Source organism: Streptomyces sp. I05A-00742, from assembly GCF_013055795.1.
GTDB lineage: Bacteria > Actinomycetota > Actinomycetes > Streptomycetales > Streptomycetaceae > Streptomyces.
This window is the reverse complement of sequence record NZ_JABETO010000018.1, coordinates 26,398-45,088: the sequence shown is the minus strand read 5'-3', so window position 1 is coordinate 45,088 and position 18,691 is coordinate 26,398. Positions and strand designations below refer to the sequence as shown.

At 67.8% G+C, this 18,691-nt stretch carries 13 protein-coding genes and 1 tRNA gene; 12 read left to right on the top strand and 2 right to left on the bottom strand.

The genetic code is table 11. From position 1 onward, the window contains the following. Positions 1 to 32: 32 nt before the first annotated feature. On the top strand, positions 33 to 1,088 hold the full coding sequence (locus HN013_RS18505; protein ID WP_171167557.1) for a UDP-N-acetylmuramate dehydrogenase: 1,056 nt from the start codon (positions 33 to 35) through the stop codon (positions 1,086 to 1,088). Between the two features lie 131 nt (positions 1,089 to 1,219). Here HN013_RS18505 and HN013_RS18500 read toward each other — a convergent pair whose 3' ends face one another. Together HN013_RS18500 and HN013_RS18495 are read right to left on the bottom strand one after the other, a co-directional pair. Next, entirely contained in the window at positions 1,220 to 2,248 is a 1,029-nt protein-coding gene (locus HN013_RS18500; RefSeq protein WP_171167555.1) for an adenosine deaminase, read from the bottom strand. 112 nt (positions 2,249 to 2,360) lie between these two features. Further along, positions 2,361 to 3,605: a pyridoxal phosphate-dependent aminotransferase gene (locus HN013_RS18495; protein ID WP_171167553.1), complete on the bottom strand. Its 1,245-nt coding sequence runs from the start codon at positions 3,603 to 3,605 to the stop codon at positions 2,361 to 2,363. 272 nt (positions 3,606 to 3,877) lie between these two features. On the opposite strand from HN013_RS18495, the gene HN013_RS18490 reads away from it, so the two are divergent. The 11 genes from HN013_RS18490 to HN013_RS18440 all read left to right on the top strand — a co-directional run bounded on the left by HN013_RS18490 (position 3,878) and on the right by HN013_RS18440 (position 18,490). Then, a tRNA-Trp gene (locus tag HN013_RS18490) sits at positions 3,878 to 3,950 on the top strand. A 102-nt stretch (positions 3,951 to 4,052) separates the two neighbouring features. Continuing rightward, a complete protein-coding gene (gene secE / locus HN013_RS18485) occupies positions 4,053 to 4,340 on the top strand; it encodes a preprotein translocase subunit SecE (RefSeq protein ID WP_171167551.1) in 288 nt (95 codons plus the stop codon). A gap of 95 nt (positions 4,341 to 4,435) precedes the next feature. Next, positions 4,436 to 5,341, top strand: a complete 906-nt coding sequence (nusG, locus tag HN013_RS18480) for a transcription termination/antitermination protein NusG (RefSeq protein ID WP_171167549.1) — start codon at positions 4,436 to 4,438, stop codon at positions 5,339 to 5,341. A 161-nt stretch (positions 5,342 to 5,502) separates the two neighbouring features. Continuing rightward, positions 5,503 to 5,937: a 50S ribosomal protein L11 gene (gene rplK / locus HN013_RS18475; protein ID WP_171167547.1), complete on the top strand. Its 435-nt coding sequence runs from the start codon at positions 5,503 to 5,505 to the stop codon at positions 5,935 to 5,937. Between the two features lie 170 nt (positions 5,938 to 6,107). Then, positions 6,108 to 6,824 (top strand): 50S ribosomal protein L1, encoded by a 717-nt coding sequence (gene rplA, locus HN013_RS18470; RefSeq protein WP_171167545.1) that lies wholly within the window; start codon positions 6,108 to 6,110, stop codon positions 6,822 to 6,824. A 152-nt stretch (positions 6,825 to 6,976) separates the two neighbouring features. Further along, positions 6,977 to 7,933, top strand: coding sequence for a hypothetical protein (locus HN013_RS18465; protein ID WP_171167543.1), 957 nt, complete (start codon positions 6,977 to 6,979; stop codon positions 7,931 to 7,933). Positions 7,934 to 8,094: 161 nt separating this feature from the next. Further along, positions 8,095 to 8,988, top strand: a complete 894-nt coding sequence (locus HN013_RS18460) for a DUF1396 domain-containing protein (protein ID WP_171167541.1) — start codon at positions 8,095 to 8,097, stop codon at positions 8,986 to 8,988. A 318-nt stretch (positions 8,989 to 9,306) separates the two neighbouring features. Next, the gene (gene rplJ, locus HN013_RS18455; protein ID WP_171167539.1) at positions 9,307 to 9,837 is read left to right on the top strand and encodes a 50S ribosomal protein L10; all 531 of its coding nucleotides are present in this window, start codon (positions 9,307 to 9,309) and stop codon (positions 9,835 to 9,837) included. Between the two features lie 108 nt (positions 9,838 to 9,945). After that, complete coding sequence (rplL, locus tag HN013_RS18450) at positions 9,946 to 10,335, top strand: 50S ribosomal protein L7/L12 (protein ID WP_171167537.1); 390 nt, start codon at positions 9,946 to 9,948, stop codon at positions 10,333 to 10,335. A gap of 634 nt (positions 10,336 to 10,969) precedes the next feature. Beyond that, positions 10,970 to 14,452 (top strand): DNA-directed RNA polymerase subunit beta, encoded by a 3,483-nt coding sequence (gene rpoB / locus HN013_RS18445; protein WP_171167535.1) that lies wholly within the window; start codon positions 10,970 to 10,972, stop codon positions 14,450 to 14,452. A gap of 123 nt (positions 14,453 to 14,575) precedes the next feature. Then, positions 14,576 to 18,490, top strand: a complete 3,915-nt coding sequence (locus tag HN013_RS18440; RefSeq protein WP_171167534.1) for a DNA-directed RNA polymerase subunit beta' — start codon at positions 14,576 to 14,578, stop codon at positions 18,488 to 18,490. Positions 18,491 to 18,691: the final 201 nt, after the last annotated feature.

Genomic DNA, 18,691 nt, shown 5'->3' with positions numbered 1-18,691 from the left:
GCGGACCGCGCCGCCCCCGTACCCTTGTCGCCGTGCAGGAACTCCACGACACCCCCCTCGCCCCCCTGACCACCTTCCGCCTCGGTGGCCCCGTGACCCGGCTGGTCACGGCCGTCACCGACGAGGAAGTGATCGCGACCGTGCGCGAGGCGGACGCGGCCGGGACGCCGCTGCTGATCATCGGCGGCGGCAGCAACCTCGTGATCTCCGACAAAGGTTTCAGTGGCACAGCTCTGCGCATCGCTACCACCGGATTCACACTCCAGGGGACCCGTCTGGAGCTCGCCGCCGGCGAGAACTGGTCCGACGCCGTCGCCCGGACCGTCGAGGCCGGGCTCGCCGGCATCGAGTGCCTGGCCGGCATCCCCGGCTCGGCCGGGGCCACCCCGATCCAGAACGTGGGCGCCTACGGCCAGGAGGTCTCCTCCGTGATCACGGAGGTCGTCGCCTACGACCGCCGGACCGGTGAGACCGTCGTCCTGCCGAACGCCGAGTGCGGCTTCTCCTACCGGCACAGCCGGTTCAAGGCCGACCCCGCCCGCTACGTCGTCCTCCGCGTCCGCTTCGCCCTGGAGGACGCGGGTGGGCTCTCCGCCCCTCTCAAGTACCCCGAGACCGCCCGCGCCCTAGGTGTCGGGGCCGGGGACCGTGTCCCCGCCGCCGCCGCCCGGGAGACCGTGCTGCGGCTGCGCGCCGGCAAGGGCATGGTGCTCGATCCGGAGGATCACGACACCTGGTCCGCGGGGTCCTTCTTCATGAACCCCGTCCTCACGGCCGAGCAGCATGCCGCGTTCCTGGCGCGGGCGGCGGAGCGGCTCGGGGCGGACGTCGTCCCGCCCGCCTATCCGGCGGGGGACGGGCTGGTGAAGACCTCTGCCGCGTGGCTGATCGACAAGGCGGGATTCACCAAGGGGTACGGGGGTGGGGCTGCCCGGATCTCGACCAAGCACACGCTGGCTCTCACGAACCGGGGGGCCGCGACGACGGAGGATCTGCTGGCTCTCGCCCGTGAGGTGCGGGATGGGGTGCGGGACGCGTTTGGGGTGACGCTGGTGAATGAGCCGGTGACGGTGGGGGTCAGCCTTTAGGGGGATGCCCCAACCCCTCCCCCAGAGGGGGCACCCCCATTTCACCGTTTCTTGCGGGGGCAAGCCCCCGCACCCCCGAGCACGCCTGCGGCGCGCGTCCTCAAACGCCGGACGGGCTGATGTGCGCCCCCCTACGCCGCCCCACCCCCCACCCACGCGTCGATCCCCGCCAGCATCCGCCCCCGCACGTCCGCCGGCGCCACCGACCCGCGTACCGACTGCCGGGCCAGCTCCGCCAGCTCCTCGTCCGTGAAGGCGTGGTGCTCGCGGGCCAGCTCGTACTGGGCGGCCAGGCGGGAGCCGAAGAGGAGGGGGTCGTCGGCGCCGAGGGCCATGGGGACGCCGGCTTCGTAGAGGGTGCGGAGGGGGACGTCGGAGGGTTTTTCGTAGACGCCGAGGGCGACGTTGGAGGAGGGGCAGACCTCGCAGGTGACGCCGCGGGTGGCGAGCTTGCGGAGGAGGCGGGGGTCCTCGGCGGCGCGGACGCCGTGGCCGACGCGGCCGGCGTGGAGGTCGTCGAGGCAGTCGCGGACGCTGCCGGGGCCGGCGAGCTCGCCGCCGTGCGGGGCGGCGAGCAGGCCGCCCTCGCGGGCGATCTGGAAGGCGCGGTCGAAGTCGCGGGCGAGGCCGCGCCGCTCGTCGTTGGAGAGGCCGAAGCCGACCACGCCGCGGTCGGCGTAGCGCACGGCGAGCCGGGCGAGCGTCCGGGCGTCCAGGGGGTGCTTCATCCGGTTCGCGGCGACGAGGACCCGTATCCCGAGGCCCGTGTCGCGGGAGGCGCGCTCCACCGCGTCCAGGATGATCTCGATCGCGGGGATCAGGCCGCCCAGCCGGGGCGCGTACGAGGTGGGGTCGACCTGGATCTCCAGCCAGCCCGAGCCGTCCCGGACGTCCTCCTCGGCGGCCTCGAACACCAGCCGCTGGATGTCCTCGGGGGAGCGCAGGCAGGAGCGGGCGATGTCGTAGAGCCGCTGGAACCGGAACCAGCCGCGTTCGTCCGTGGCCCGCAGGCTCGGGGGTTCGCCGCCGCTCAGGGCCTCCGGCAGGTGCACCCCGTACTTGTCGGCGAGCTCCAGCAGGGTCGCGGGGCGCATCGAGCCGGTGAAGTGGAGGTGCAGATGGGCCTTCGGCAGCAGACGGACGTCGCGAACGTTCTCCATTCCCGGATCCTGCCGTATCGACCCGGCCGACCGGAAGGGCGTTTCCCTGAACGGGGAACGGCCCGAAAACGAGAACGAGGCACCCCCTCGCCGACGGGGGTGCCTCGTCGCGTCAGCGCGCCTCGGCCAGCAGCTTCTGGATCCGCGAGACGCCCTCGGTCAGGTCCTCGTCGCCGAGCGCGTACGACAGGCGCAGGTAGCCCGGGGTGCCGAACGCCTCACCAGGGACGACCGCGACCTCGGCCTCCTCCAGGATGAGCGCCGCCAGCTCCACGGAGGTGGCGGGCCGCTTGCCGCGGATCTCCTTGCCGAGCAGCGCCTTGACCGACGGGTAGGCGTAGAACGCGCCCTCCGGCTCGGGGCAGAGGACGCCGTCGATCTCGTTGAGCATACGAACGATCGTGCGGCGGCGGCGGTCGAAGGCGACCTTCATCTCCTCGACGGCCGTCAGGTCGCCGGCGACGGCGGCCAGGGCCGCGCGCTGGGCGACGTTGCTCACGTTGGACGTGGCGTGCGACTGGAGGTTGGTCGCGGCCTTCACCACGTCCTGGGGGCCGATGATCCACCCCACGCGCCAGCCCGTCATCGCGTACGTCTTGGCGACACCGTTGACCACGATGCACTTGTCCCGCAGCTCGGGCACGACCACCGGCAGCGACGAGAACTCGGCGTCGCCGTAGACGAGGTGCTCGTAGATCTCGTCCGTCAGCACCCACAGCCCGTGCTCCGCGGCCCAGCGGCCGATCTCCTCGACCTGGGCGCGGGAGTAGACGGCGCCGGTCGGGTTGGACGGGGAGACGAAGAGCAGCACCTTGGTGCGCTCGGTGCGGGCCGCCTCCAGCTGCTCGACGGAGACCCGGTAGCCGGTGGTCTCGTCGGCGACGACGTCGACCGGGACGCCGCCCGCGAGCCGGATCGACTCGGGGTACGTGGTCCAGTACGGCGCCGGGACGATCACCTCGTCGCCCGGGTCGAGGATCGCGGCGAACGCCTCGTAGATGGCCTGCTTGCCGCCGTTGGTGACGAGCACCTGGGACGCCTCGACCTCGTAGCCCGAGTCGCGCAGCGTCTTCGCGGCGATGGCGGCCTTGAGCTCGGGGAGCCCGCCGGCCGGGGTGTAGCGGTGGTTCCTGGGATCGCGGCAGGCCTCCACGGCGGCGTCGACGATGTAGCCCGGCGTCGGGAAGTCCGGCTCGCCCGCGCCGAAGCCGATCACCGGACGCCCGGCGGCCTTGAGGGCCTTGGCCTTGGCGTCCACGGCGAGCGTCGCGGACTCGGAGATCGACCCGATACGGGTGGAGACCCGGCGGTCGGTGGGTGCCTGGGCGGCGGGGAAGGGAGCGGTGGCATCGGTCATAAGGGCATCGTCGCAGAACCCGCGCACGGGGGGCGCGCAGGTTCCACGGACCGGTACGTGACGTCCACGCCCCGGCCCCGGAGACCCGCGCGAGCCCTTCGGAACAGGGGGCGGACCACGTCCTGTCCGGGGGTTTTCCACCGACCCCGGCGGTATCTGTTCGACGTCGGAGCCAGGACCACGTACACTCAGGCGTCGTTGGCCCCTCACAGGCGAATCCGTCCGGACACATCGTGCGGTCGTACGGATGCGGTACGTTGGGGGAACCACAAAGGGTCGTAGCTCAATTGGTAGAGCACTGGTCTCCAAAACCAGCGGTTGGGGGTTCAAGTCCCTTCGGCCCTGCTACACGCATCGTCACCGAGGTGCGTGCGTACGCACTGATGCACCGCCGTGCGGCTCAACCGGGCGCGGCACGGCCACGACCCGGATTCAGGTGAGGACGTAGTGACGGAAGCCCTTGGCTCCACCGCGACGCCTGAGAGCGGTCGTCCCGAGGACGAGGTCGCCGTCAAGAAGCGCCGCGGCGGCAAGCGTGGCAAGAAGGGCCCGCTGGGGCGCATGGCGCTGTTCTACCGCCAGGTCGTCGCGGAGCTCCGCAAGGTCGTCTGGCCCTCGCGTGGCCAGCTCTCGACGTACACCACTGTGGTGATCGTCTTCGTCGTCATCGTCATTGGTCTCGTGACCGTGATTGACTATGGGTTCAGCCACGCCGTCAAGTACGTCTTCGGCTGAGCCCGCCCGCGCGCCAAGGCGGTCGCCTCCGGGAGGGTTCCGGAGAGCCGCCTTTTCGCACGTTCCACCCCTTGTAGCCAGGAAGAAGCAGCCACGTGTCTGACCCGAACCTGAACGACGCCGCCGAGCCCGTCGAGTCGGCAGAACCGGCCGACGTCGATGCCGCGGCTGCCTCGGCCGAGGTCGAGGGCGGGGCTGCCGCTGACGACACCGAGCGCGAGATCGTCGAGAATGCCGATGGCGCCGACGAGCTCGACGCGGAGGAGGCAGCGGCCGGCGAGCCGGCCGAGGAGGCCGCCGTGCGTGTCGAGGACGAGACCGAGGCACTCGCCGAGGCCGACGCCGACGCCGAGGAGACCGCCGAGGCCGAGGAGACCGCTCCGGTGGACCCGGTCGCCGCGCTCCGCGAGGAGCTCCGCGGGCTGCCCGGCGAGTGGTACGTCATCCACACCTACGCGGGTTACGAGAACCGCGTGAAGACCAACCTCGAGCAGCGCGCCGTCTCGCTCAACGTCGAGGACTACATCTTCCAGGCCGAGGTGCCGCAGGAAGAGGTCGTCCAGATCAAGAACGGCGACCGCCGCACCGTCCGCCAGAACAAGCTCCCCGGCTATGTGCTGGTGCGCATGGACCTGACGAACGAGTCCTGGGGCGTCGTCCGCAACACCCCCGGCGTCACCGGCTTCGTGGGCAACGCCTACGACCCGTACCCGCTGACCCTGGACGAGATCGTCAAGATGCTCGCCCCGGAGGCCGAGGAGAAGGCCGCCAAGGAGGCCGCCGAGGCCGAGGGCCGCCCGGCCCCCAGCCGCAAGGTCGAGGTCCAGGTGCTGGACTTCGAGGTCGGCGACTCCGTCACCGTCACCGACGGCCCGTTCGCGACGCTCCAGGCCACGATCAACGAGATCAACGCCGACTCGAAGAAGGTCAAGGGCCTCGTCGAGATCTTCGGCCGCGAGACCCCGGTCGAGCTCAGCTTCGACCAGATCCAGAAGAACTGACACCTTCTGGCACGTAAGCCTCCGAAGAGGTCAGACCGGCTCACAGGGCCTGTCTGACCTCTCGGTTTTTGGCCCGGCCACGTTACCCGTTATCGTGGTGCGGTATGCCTGCGCGCAGTGTGTCGCGGGCAAAAAACTCTCACTAGGACCCGGAGAGAGCAATGCCTCCCAAGAAGAAGAAGGTCACGGGGCTTATCAAGCTCCAGATCCAGGCCGGTGCCGCCAACCCGGCTCCGCCGGTCGGCCCCGCGCTGGGTCAGCACGGCGTCAACATCATGGAGTTCTGCAAGGCCTACAACGCCGCGACCGAGTCGCAGCGTGGCATGGTCGTGCCGGTGGAGATCACGGTCTACGAGGACCGTTCCTTCACCTTCGTGACCAAGACTCCGCCGGCCGCGAAGCTGATCCTCAAGGCCGCGGGCGTGGACAAGGGCTCCGGCGAGCCGCACAAGACCAAGGTCGCCAAGATCACCGAGGCGCAGGTCCGCGAGATCGCCACGACCAAGATGCCCGACCTGAACGCCAACGACCTGGACGCCGCCGCGAAGATCATCGCCGGCACCGCCCGTTCCATGGGCATCACGGTCGAGGGCTGACAACCGAATTCGCGGAGTGGCCGGCGGAGCGCAGCGAAGCCGTCCGCGGAGCGAATGAGGGCGGAAGCCCGCCCCAAGAAGGGCGCGGGCTGACAACCACCCCTGGCAGCACCCGTGGAAGGGCCAGCGCTGGCCCGGACCACGACTCCAATCACCACTGAGGAGTTTCAGTGAAGCGCAGCAAGACTCTTCGCAACGCGGACGCGAAGATCGACCGGGAGCGTCTGTACGCCCCGCTCGAGGCCGTCCGTCTGGCGAAGGACACCTCCGGCACCAAGTTCGACGGCACCGTCGAGGTCGCCCTGCGTCTGGGCGTCGACCCGCGCAAGGCGGACCAGATGGTCCGTGGCACCGTGAACCTTCCGCACGGCACCGGTAAGACCGCCCGGGTCCTGGTCTTCGCGACCGGTGACCGTGCCGAGGCCGCGCGTGCCGCGGGCGCCGACATCGTCGGCGCCGACGAGCTCATCGACGAGGTCGCCAAGGGCCGTCTGGACTTCGACGCCGTCGTCGCCACCCCGGACCTCATGGGCAAGGTCGGCCGCCTCGGCCGCGTGCTCGGTCCCCGTGGTCTGATGCCGAACCCGAAGACCGGCACGGTCACCCCGGACACGGCCAAGGCCGTGACCGAGATCAAGGGCGGCAAGATCGAGTTCCGTGTCGACAAGCACGCGAACCTGCACTTCATCATCGGCAAGACGTCGTTCGACGAGAAGTCGCTGATCGAGAACTACAGCGCCGCGCTCGAGGAGATCCTCCGCCTCAAGCCGTCCGCCGCCAAGGGCCGCTACGTCAAGAAGGCGACCCTGAGCACCACCATGGGCCCCGGCATCCCGCTGGACCCGAACCGCACCCGCAACCTCCTCGTCGAGGACGAGACCGTCTGAACGACGGTCCCGCACAGCGTGTGACCTGGGGGCCGTCCCCCGTACCCGTTCCGGGTGCGGGGGACGGCCTCTTTCTTATTGTCTTCTTGTCGTGCGGCTGCGTTATCGTCGGGCGAACGAACGTGCAAGTGGTCTCCAAAAAGGTGGGGGATATGTCCAAGTCCACGGTCCGTCGCATAGGTATCTCGCTGTCCGCCGCGGCGGTTCTCGTCGGCGCCGTCGCATGCGACTCCGACGACAAGAAGAAGGACGACAAGAGCTCTTCGCAGAACCAGTCGAAGAGCGACGCGAAGACCGAGGGCCGGAGCCCGGTCCAGGCCCTTCAGGCGGCCTTCAAGAAGACCAGCGCGGCGAAGTCGGCCAAGGTCCACATGACCATGGAGATGCCGACCGGCATGAAGGACGCCCCCGCCGGGACCATGGTGATGGACGGCGTTCAGGGCTGGAACCCCACGGTCCTGGACATGACGGTGAGCGGTACGGCACTCGCCGGCAAGGACGGCCCCGGTGCCACGCGCATGATCATGCTGGGCAACGTGATGTACATGCAGATGCCCGCCAAGGCCATGGAATCCGCCCCCGCCGAAATGCGCGGCAAGAAGTGGATGAAGATCGACGTGGCCGCCGCTGCCAAGGAGTCGGGGGACCCCGCGCTCCAGAAGCAGATGACGGGGAACATGAACGACATGAACCAGGACCCGGCCAAGCAGATGGCCGTCCTGCTCGACTCGCCCAACCTCAAGAACCTCGGTTCGGAAAAGGTCAATGGTGTCGACGCCCAGCACTACAAGGGCACGCTGAGTGTCGACGAAGTGGTGAAGGGCAACGAGTCCGCCAAGCTCATGGACGCCAAGGACCGTGAGCAGCTGCTGGACAACATCAAGAAGTCCGGCATCAAGAACTACGACATGGAGTTCTGGCTCAACAGCGAGGACCTGCCGGTGAAGATGGTCGTGGGCATGGACAGCGCCCAGGGCAAGATCAAAATGGCCGCGGACTACAAGGACTACGGCGCCAAGGCCGACGTCCAGGCGCCGCCGGCCGGTGAGACCCTCGACTTCATCGAAATGATGAAGAAGCTGAAGGGCGGTTCCGGCGCCGGCGCGTAGAGCCGCGCGGACCTCATCCGCTGAGCGAATACGGCCCCCGCGCCTCACCCCGAGGTGCGGGGGCCGTATTGTCGCTGTTCCCTTTGGGCTACCGAAGGGTATTGTCACGGAAGTTTGCAAAAGTTTTCGCGAAAACCGCGATGCCCATTGGGGAAAAGATCATGAACTCGATGCACCGGAAGGCCGCTGGAGCCCTGCTCGTCGGCGCCCTGCTGTGCGGCACGGCCGCCTGCTCGTCGGACGACGGCAAGGATGACAAGAAGGCCTCCGGGCACAGCTCCGATGCGGCCGCGAAGCCCGCGCAGAAGCCGGTCGACGCGTCCTTCGCGGCGGCGGTGGAACGGGCCGCGAAGAAGAACGAAGAGATCACTTCGCTGCGGTACACCATGAGCGGCGCCATGCCCGAGAACGGGCATGTCGAGGCCATGGCCTCGATGAGCATGAAGCCGCAGGCCATGCAGATGAAGATGAAGGTGAAGGGCGCCACCCCGGACGAGAGCGGGGAAATGGAGATCCGCCTCGTCGACGGCGGCATGTACCTCAACGCCGGCGAGAAGGGCTCTGCCGCCACCGGTGGCAAGAGCTGGATGAAGTTCCCCTCGGGGACCGCCGGAAAGGCCCCGGGCGGCACCAATGCCTTCGGGATGCGCGGCCAGGCCGAGCAGAACCCGGTGGACGACGCCGGCTCCATGAAGGCCGCCAAGGACCTCGACAAGGTCGGCCAGGAGACCGTCGACGGCGTGAGGACCACCCACTACAAGGGCACGGTCACCCTCGCCCAGATGCGGAAGTCCCTGGCGAAGGAGGACGCGGCCGCCAGGAAGCGTCACGAGGCCAAGCTGAAGTCGTACGAGGACCTTGGCGTCGAGAAGTTCCAGATGGACATATGGATCGACGGCAAGGACCACACCAAGCAGTTCCGGATGCGGTCCGCCACCAAGAAGGGTCCGATGGACCTGACGATCAAGTTCCTGGACTACAACAAGCCGGTCGACGTCAAGGCCCCGGCGGCCTCCGAGGTCATGGACCTGGGGCAGCTGGGCAAGGACTCCTAGGGTCTCCCGGGGGCGTCTCCCAGGGGGCGCCCCCCCGGCCGTTACGGCCGATTTGCCTGACGACGGCTCGTTCACGTACTCTCTGGCAGAAGCCAAAGACCGCTGGTCGTTGCTGTGCCTTCATCCGAAGGCGTGGTGGCCGAAGGATCCGCTAGCTGCGGGCGACCTGCGCAGGTGACTGTGGTTGAACTCCCGTGTGGACGTCATGTTCATAGTGGTCGAGTCACGCCCCGTGCGCCCGCGCCGGGGCGTTTCGTTTTGCCCAGGTCCCTTCTCGCGTCTATGCGGTCCGAATCACCCGGAAGGAGGCCGAGGCTCATGGCGAGGCCCGACAAGTCCGCCGCGGTTGCCGAGCTGACGGACAAGTTCCGCAGCTCCAATGCCGCCGTGCTGACCGAGTACCGCGGTCTCACCGTGGCGCAGCTCAAGCAGCTGCGTCGTTCGCTCGGTGAGAACGCCCAGTACGCCGTGGTGAAGAACACGCTGACCAAGATTGCGGCCAATGAGGCCGGGATCACGCTCGAGGACCAGCTCTTCGCTGGCCCGACGGCCGTCGCCTTCGTCACCGGTGACCCGGTGGAGTCGGCGAAGGGTCTGCGTGACTTCGCCAAGGACAACCCGAACCTCATCATCAAGGGCGGTGTCCTTGACGGTAAGGCGATGTCCGCCGATGAGATCAAGAAGCTTGCGGACCTCGAGTCCCGCGAGGTTCTGCTCAGCAAGCTGGCCGGTGCCATGAAGGGCAAGCAGTCCCAGGCTGCCTCGCTCTTCCAGGCGCTGCCGACGAAGCTCGTCCGCACCGTGGACGCGCTCCGTGCCAAGCAGGCCGAGCAGGGCGGTGCCGAGTAATTCGGCTCGCGCATTGACCGGCGCCACCAGGCACCGGTCGCAGCGGGCCGTACGCCCGCCGACATGTACATCCCGGCACCTGCCGATTTAGTGGAAGGACCCGCCATCATGGCGAAGCTCACCCAGGACGAGCTGCTCTCGCAGTTCGAGGACATGACCCTTCTCGAGCTGGCCGCGTTCGTCTCCGCCTTCGAGGAGAAGTTCGACGTCACCGCCGCCGCTGCCGCGCCGGTCGTCGTCGCCGGTGGTGCCGCTGGTGGCGCCGCCGCCGAGGCCGCCGACGAGAAGGACGAGTTCGACGTCATCCTCACCGGCGCCGGCGACAAGAAGATCCAGGTCATCAAGGTCGTGCGTGAGCTGACCTCCCTGGGTCTGAAGGAGGCCAAGGACCTCGTCGACGGCACCCCGAAGCCGGTCCTCGAGAAGGTCACCAAGGAGGCCGCGGAGAAGGCCGCCGAGTCCCTCAAGGGCGCCGGCGCCTCCGTCGAGGTCAAGTGATCTCAGGGAGTCGTATGACTCCCGTCTGACGAACGTCAGAGAGCCAAGGGCGATCACCCATGCGGGTGGTCGCCCTTCGGCGTACCCGGGAGGGCTGCGCCACCTCGCCCCCGAGGCGAGTATGGTGATCTTTGTTGCCCCGCAGCAGTGGCCCGGCGTGGCTGCTCAGGGCCGCCCGGGGGCCGGAGGGCCTTGACGAACGGCACGCCGCGCGCAATTCTCGGGACGCAGTGACTTTCGGAATCCCGCTGGTTCGGTCCGAAGTTCCATCCGAGGCACCGTCCGAGGCATGGATCGCCGGCGGAGAGGGAAGTATCGTCGTGCGCTTCCGGTAGGCGGTCGGCGGGCAGGGCCCGCAGGGGCGCCGGAGGCGTCCGGCACGGCGAGGACAACAGGATCCCGGAGGGAGAGATTGGTATCGCACCGGTCTCGGGACATCCGCTCTGGACATCAGTGGGCCAAGTGGCTACACTGACCCTTTGCGCTGCCTGTTAGCTGCTCCCTGCCCGTCACCAGGGGCATGCCCACTGCCGAGCACTGCTGATGGAAACCCCTTGAGCTGGGATTTCTCTCGTATGCACGGAGTGGGACCGGTACGCGCGTAGTGAGTCCGAGCCCTCGGAAGGACCCCCTCTTGGCCGCCTCGCGCAACGCCTCGACCGCCAATACGAACAACGGCGCCAGCACTGCCCCGCTGCGCATCTCATTTGCGAAGATCAAGGAGCCCCTTGAGGTTCCGAACCTCCTTGCGCTGCAGACCGAGAGCTTCGACTGGCTGCTCGGCAACGCCGCCTGGAAGGCTCGCGTCGAGGCTGCGCTGGACAGTGGACAGGACGTCCCCACCAAGTCCGGTCTGGAGGAGATCTTCGAGGAGATCTCCCCGATCGAGGACTTCTCCGGGTCGATGTCGCTGACTTTCCGCGACCACCGTTTCGAGCCCCCGAAGAACTCGATCGACGAGTGCAAGGAGCGCGACTTCACGTACGCGGCCCCGCTCTTCGTCACGGCCGAGTTCACCAACAACGAGACCGGTGAGATCAAGTCCCAGACGGTCTTCATGGGCGACTTCCCGCTCATGACGCCCAAGGGCACCTTCTGCATCAACGGCACTGAGCGTGTCGTCGTCTCGCAGCTGGTCCGTTCCCCCGGTGTCTACTTCGACTCCTCCATCGACAAGACGTCCGACAAGGACATCTTCACGGCCAAGATCATCCCGTCCCGGGGTGCCTGGCTGGAGATGGAGGTCGACAAGCGCGACATGGTCGGCGTCCGCATCGACCGCAAGCGCAAGCAGTCCGTCACCGTGCTGCTCAAGGCTCTCGGCTGGACGACCGAGCAGATCCTGGAGGAGTTCGGCGAGTACGAGTCGATGCGCGCCACCCTGGAGAAGGACCACACCCAGGGCCAGGACGACGCGCTGCTCGACATCTACCGCAAGCTGCGTCCGGGCGAGCCGCCCACGCGTGAGGCCGCGCAGACGCTGCTGGAGAACCTGTACTTCAACCCGAAGCGCTACGACCTGGCGAAGGTCGGCCGCTACAAGGTCAACAAGAAGCTGGGCGCGGACGCCCCGCTCGACGCCGGTGTGCTGACCGTCGACGATGTCATCGCGACGATCAAGTACCTGGTGAAGCTGCACGCCGGCGAGGTCGAGACGGTCGGTGAGAACGGCACGCAGATCGTCGTCGAGACCGATGACATCGACCACTTCGGCAACCGCCGTCTGCGCAACGTCGGCGAGCTCATCCAGAACCAGGTCCGCACGGGTCTGGCTCGTATGGAGCGCGTCGTCCGCGAGCGGATGACCACCCAGGACGTCGAGGCGATCACGCCGCAGACCCTGATCAACATCCGGCCGGTCGTCGCCTCCATCAAGGAGTTCTTCGGCACCAGCCAGCTGTCCCAGTTCATGGACCAGACCAACCCGCTGTCGGGTCTGACCCACAAGCGCCGTCTGTCGGCGCTGGGTCCGGGCGGTCTCTCCCGTGAGCGGGCCGGCTTCGAGGTCCGTGACGTCCACCCGTCGCACTACGGCCGTATGTGCCCGATCGAGACGCCCGAAGGCCCGAACATCGGTCTGATCGGCTCGCTCGCGTCCTACGGCCGCGTCAACGCGTTCGGTTTCGTCGAGACCCCGTACCGCAAGGTCGTGGACGGCCAGGTCACCGACGAGGTGCACTACCTGACCGCCGACGAGGAGGACCGCTTCGTCATCGCCCAGGCGAACGCGGCGCTCAACGACGACCTGCGCTTCGCCGAGGCCCGTGTGCTGGTCCGCCGCCGTGGTGGCGAGATCGACTACATCGCGCCGGACGAGGTCGACTACATGGACGTCTCGCCGCGCCAGATGGTGTCGGTCGCGACCGCCATGATCCCGTTCCTCGAGCACGACGACGCCAACCGCGCGCTCATGGGATCGAACATGATGCGCCAGGCCGTTCCGCTGATCAAGGCGGAGGCCCCGCTGGTCGGCACCGGCATGGAGTACCGCTGCGCGGTCGACGCCGGTGACGTCATCAAGGCCGAGAAGGACGGCGTGGTCCAGGAGATCTCCGCGGACTACGTCACCGTCGCCAACGACGACGGCACCTACAACACCTACCGGGTCGCGAAGTTCTCGCGCTCCAACCAGGGCACGTCCTTCAACCAGAAGGTCGTCGTCGACGAGGGTTCCCGCGTCGTCGCCGGCCAGGTGCTCGCCGACGGCCCGTCCACCGAGAACGGTGAGATGGCGCTCGGCAAGAACCTGCTCGTGGCGTTCATGCCGTGGGAGGGTCACAACTACGAGGACGCGATCATCCTGTCGCAGCGCCTCGTGCAGGACGACGTCCTCTCCTCGATCCACATCGAGGAGCACGAGGTCGACGCCCGTGACACCAAGCTGGGCCCCGAGGAGATCACCCGGGACATCCCGAACGTCTCCGAGGAGGTCCTCTCCGACCTCGACGAGCGCGGCATCATCCGGATCGGTGCCGAGGTCATCGGCGGCGACATCCTGGTCGGCAAGGTCACCCCGAAGGGTGAGACCGAGCTGACCCCGGAGGAGCGTCTGCTCCGCGCGATCTTCGGTGAGAAGGCCCGTGAGGTCCGTGACACCTCGCTGAAGGTCCCGCACGGCGAGATCGGCAAGGTCATCGGCGTCCGCGTCTTCGACCGCGAGGAGGGCGACGAGCTTCCTCCGGGCGTGAACCAGCTGGTCCGCGTCTACGTCGCCCAGAAGCGCAAGATCACCGACGGTGACAAGCTCGCCGGCCGTCACGGCAACAAGGGCGTCATCTCCAAGATCCTGCCGGTCGAGGACATGCCGTTCCTGGAGGACGGCACCCCGGTCGACATCATCCTCAACCCGCTCGGTGTCCCGTCCCGGATGAACCCGGGACAGGTCCTCGAGATCCACCTCGGCTGGCTCGCCAGCCAGGGCTGGCAGGTCGAGGGCGACGAGGACTGGATGAAGCGGCTCCAGGCGATCGGCGCCGACGAGGTCGCGCCGGGCACCAACGTCGCGACCCCGGTCTTCGACGGCGCCCGCGAGGACGAGATCGCCGGCCTCTTCGAGTCCACGATCCCCAACCGTGACGGCGAGCGCATGGTGCTCCCGTCCGGCAAGGCCCGGATGTTCGACGGCCGCTCCGGCGAGCCGTTCCCGGACCCGATCTCGGTCGGGTACATGTACATCCTCAAGCTCCACCACCTGGTCGACGACAAGCTGCACGCCCGTTCGACCGGTCCGTACTCCATGATCACCCAGCAGCCGCTGGGTGGTAAGGCTCAGTTCGGTGGCCAGCGCTTCGGTGAGATGGAGGTGTGGGCGCTGGAGGCTTACGGCGCCGCGTACGCCCTCCAGGAGCTCCTGACCATCAAGTCCGACGACGTCACCGGCCGAGTGAAGGTCTACGAGGCGATCGTCAAGGGCGAGAACATCCCCGAGCCCGGCATCCCCGAGTCCTTCAAGGTGCTCATCAAGGAGATGCAGTCCCTCTGCCTCAACGTGGAGGTGCTGTCCTCGGACGGCATGTCCATCGAGATGCGGGACACCGACGAGGACGTCTTCCGCGCGGCGGAGGAGCTCGGTATCGACCTGTCCCGGCGCGAGCCGAGCAGCGTCGAAGAGGTCTGACGGGTCTGACCGGGGCCTCCCTGTGAGGCCCCGGTCGTCCCCGGACCCCCAGACCACTGATGTAGAGCCCATACCTCGCTGACGCGAGAGGGCACGAACCCTGAAAGAGGGATTGACGACAAAGTGCTCGACGTCAACTTCTTCGACGAGCTGCGGATCGGCCTGGCGACCGCGGACGACATCCGAACCTGGTCCCACGGCGAGGTCAAGAAGCCGGAGACCATCAACTACCGCACCCTGAAGCCGGAAAAGGACGGGCTCTTCTGCGAGAAGATCTTCGGCCCCACCCGGGACTGGGAGTGCTACTGCGGCAAGTACAAGCGTGTCCGCTTCAAGGGCATCATCTGTGAGCGCTGTGGCGTCGAGGTCACCCGCGCCAAGGTGCGCCGTGAGCGGATGGGCCACATCGAGCTCGCCGCTCCCGTCACCCACATCTGGTACTTCAAGGGCGTTCCGTCGCGGCTGGGCTACCTGCTCGACCTCGCCCCGAAGGACCTCGAGAAGGTCATCTACTTCGCCGCCTACATGATCACGTGGGTGGACGAGGAGCGCCGTACGCGCGACCTGCCCTCGCTGGAGGCCCATGTCTCCGTCGAGCGCCAGCAGATCGAGCAGCGCCGCGACGCCGACCTGGAGGCCCGCGCCAAGAAGCTCGAGTCCGACCTGGCCGAGCTCGAGGCCGAGGGTGCCAAGGCCGATGTGCGCCGCAAGGTGCGCGAGGGTGCCGAGCGTGAGATGAAGCAGCTGCGCGACCGCGCGCAGCGCGAGATCGACCGTCTCGACGAGGTCTGGAACCGCTTCAAGAACCTCAAGGTCCAGGACCTGGAGGGCGACGAGCTGCTCTACCGCGAGCTGCGCGACCGCTTCGGCACCTACTTCATGGGTGCGATGGGCGCCGCCGCGCTGCAGAAGCGCCTGGAGTCCTTCGACCTCGACGAGGAGGCCGAGCGCCTCCGCGAGATCATCCGGACCGGCAAGGGCCAGAAGAAGACCCGTGCGCTCAAGCGCCTCAAGGTCGTCTCCGCCTTCCTGCAGACCCGCAACAGCCCCAGCGGCATGGTGCTGGACTGCATCCCGGTGATCCCGCCGGACCTGCGTCCGATGGTGCAGCTGGACGGTGGCCGTTTCGCGACCTCCGACCTGAACGACCTGTACCGCCGCGTCATCAACCGCAACAACCGCCTCAAGCGACTCCTTGACCTCGGTGCCCCCGAGATCATCGTGAACAACGAGAAGCGCATGCTTCAGGAGGCCGTCGACGCGCTCTTCGACAACGGCCGTCGTGGTCGCCCGGTCACGGGCCCCGGCAACCGTCCGCTGAAGTCGCTGTCCGACATGCTCAAGGGCAAGCAGGGCCGCTTCCGTCAGAACCTGCTGGGCAAGCGAGTCGACTACTCGGCGCGTTCCGTCATCGTCGTCGGCCCGCAGCTCAAGCTGCACCAGTGCGGTCTGCCCAAGGCCATGGCGCTGGAGCTCTTCAAGCCGTTCGTGATGAAGCGCCTGGTCGACCTGAACCACGCGCAGAACATCAAGAGCGCGAAGCGCATGGTCGAGCGCGGCCGCACGGTCGTGTACGACGTGCTGGAAGAGGTCATCGCGGAGCACCCGGTTCTGCTGAACCGTGCGCCCACGCTGCACCGCCTCGGCATCCAGGCCTTCGAGCCGCAGCTGGTCGAGGGCAAGGCCATCCAGATCCACCCGCTCGTCTGCACCGCGTTCAACGCGGACTTCGACGGTGACCAGATGGCCGTCCACCTGCCGCTCTCCGCGGAGGCGCAGGCCGAGGCCCGCATCCTGATGCTGTCCTCGAACAACATCCTCAAGCCGGCCGACGGCCGTCCGGTCACCATGCCGACGCAGGACATGGTGCTCGGTCTGTTCTTCCTCACCACCGACGAGGAGGAGCGCGAGGTCATCGGCGAGGGCCGGTCCTTCGCGTCCGTCGCCGAGGCGATCATGGCGTTCGACGCCCGGGAGCTCTCGCTCCAGGCGAAGGTCGACATCCGCTTCCCGATCGGCACCGTTCCCCCGCGCGGCTGGGTTCCCCCGGTCGAGGAGGAGAACGACGGCGGCATCGGGGCAGGTGAGTGGCAGACGGGCGACAGCTTCCGCCTGCGCACCACCCTGGGCCGCGCGCTCTTCAACGAGCTGCTGCCCGAGGACTACCCGTTCGTCGACTACTCGGTGGGCAAGAAGCAGCTCTCCGAGATCGTCAACGACCTGGCCGAGCGCTACCCCAAGGTCATCGTGGCGGCGACGCTCGACAACCTGAAGGCGGCCGGCTTCCACTGGGCCACCCGTTCCGGCGTCACCGTCGCCGTCTCCGACATCGTCGTGCCGGAGGCCAAGAAGGAGATCGTCAAGGGCTACGAGGCCCAGGACGAGAAGGTCCAGAAGCAGTACGAGCGCGGTCTGATCACCAAGGACGAGCGCACGCAGGAGCTCATCGCGATCTGGACCAAGGCGACCAACGAGGTCGCCGAGGCGATGAACGCGAACTTCCCCAAGACGAACCCCATCTTCATGATGGTTGACTCGGGTGCCCGAGGAAACATGATGCAGATGCGGCAGATCGCCGGTATGCGTGGTCTGGTGTCGAACGCGAAGAACGAGACCATCCCGCGGCCCATCAAGGCGTCGTTCCGCGAGGGTCTCTCCGTGCTGGAGTACTTCATCTCCACCCACGGTGCCCGTAAGGGTCTCGCGGACACCGCCCTCCGTACCGCCGACTCGGGTTACCTGACCCGTCGTCTCGTGGACGTCTCGCAGGACGTGATCATCCGCGAGGAGGACTGCGGCACCGACCGCGGCCTCAAGCTGTCGATCGCGACCCGGGACGCCAACGGCGTGCTGCGCAAGGCCGACGACGTCGAGACCAGCGTCTACGCCCGCATGCTGGCCGAGGACGTCGTCGTCGACGGCAAGGTCATCGCGCCGGCCAACGTCGACCTCGGTGACGTGCTCATCGAGCAGCTCGTCGCCCATGGCGTCGAGACGGTCAAGACCCGCTCGGTCCTCACCTGCGAGTCCGCGGTCGGCACCTGTGCCTACTGCTACGGCCGCTCGCTGGCGACCGGCAAGCTGGTGGACATCGGCGAGGCGGCGGGCATCATCGCCGCCCAGTCGATCGGTGAGCCCGGTACCCAGCTGACGATGCGTACCTTCCACACCGGTGGTGTGGCCGGTGACGACATCACCCAGGGTCTGCCCCGTGTCGTCGAGCTCTTCGAGGCCCGTACCCCGAAGGGTGTCGCCCCGATCTCCGAGGCCGCCGGCCGTGTGCGGATCGAGGAGACCGAGAAGACCAAGAAGATCGTCGTCACCCCCGACGACGGCAGCGACGAGACGGCGTTCCCGATCTCGAAGCGTGCCCGTCTGCTGGTGGGCGAGGGCGACCACGTCGAGGTGGGCCAGAAGCTCACCGTGGGTGCCACCAACCCGCACGACGTGCTCCGGATCCTCGGTCAGCGCGCGGTCCAGGTCCACCTGGTCGGCGAGGTCCAGAAGGTCTACAACTCGCAGGGCGTGTCGATCCACGACAAGCACATCGAGATCATCATCCGGCAGATGCTCCGCCGCGTGACGATCATCGAGTCCGGCGACGCGGAGCTGCTGCCGGGCGAGCTCGTCGAGCGCTCGCGCTTCGAGGCCGAGAACCGTCGTGTGGTCCAGGAAGGCGGCCACCCGGCCTCCGGCCGTCCGCAGCTGATGGGTATCACCAAGGCCTCGCTGGCCACCGAGTCGTGGCTGTCCGCCGCGTCCTTCCAGGAGACGACCCGAGTGCTGACGGACGCGGCGATCAACGCCAAGTCCGACTCGCTCATCGGCCTCAAGGAGAACGTGATCATCGGTAAGCTCATCCCGGCCGGTACGGGTCTGTCCCGTTACCGGAACATCCGGGTCGAGCCGACCGAGGAGGCGAAGGCCGCGATGTACTCGGCCGTCGGGTACGACGACATCGACTACTCGCCCTTCGGGACGGGGTCGGGTCAGGCGGTTCCGCTGGAGGACTACGACTACGGTCCGTACAACCAGTAGTCCCCGCTTGTTCGGGGCGCAGGGCGGTCATCCCTCGGGGGGTGGCCGCCTTGCGGCGTTTCTGGGGTGCCCCGGGCCCGCCCTTTCACCGTTTCTTGCGGGGGGTGCCCCGCACCCCCTTGAAACCGCGCTCCGCGCGGTTGTCCTCAAACGCCGGACGGGCTGACTTCAGCCCGTCCGGCGTTTGAGGACGCGCGCCGC

Coding starts and splice junctions, on each gene's coding strand:
- HN013_RS18500 (WP_171167555.1), bottom strand. CDS start 2,248: ATGGAGAACGTTCGCGACGTCCGTCTGCTGCCGAAGGCCCATCTGCAC.
- HN013_RS18495 (WP_171167553.1), bottom strand. CDS start 3,605: ATGACCGATGCCACCGCTCCCTTCCCCGCCGCCCAGGCACCCACCGAC.
- rplK (WP_171167547.1), top strand. CDS start 5,503: ATGCCTCCCAAGAAGAAGAAGGTCACGGGGCTTATCAAGCTCCAGATC.
- HN013_RS18465 (WP_171167543.1), top strand. CDS start 6,977: ATGTCCAAGTCCACGGTCCGTCGCATAGGTATCTCGCTGTCCGCCGCG.
- HN013_RS18460 (WP_171167541.1), top strand. CDS start 8,095: ATGAACTCGATGCACCGGAAGGCCGCTGGAGCCCTGCTCGTCGGCGCC.
- rplJ (WP_171167539.1), top strand. CDS start 9,307: ATGGCGAGGCCCGACAAGTCCGCCGCGGTTGCCGAGCTGACGGACAAG.
- rplL (WP_171167537.1), top strand. CDS start 9,946: ATGGCGAAGCTCACCCAGGACGAGCTGCTCTCGCAGTTCGAGGACATG.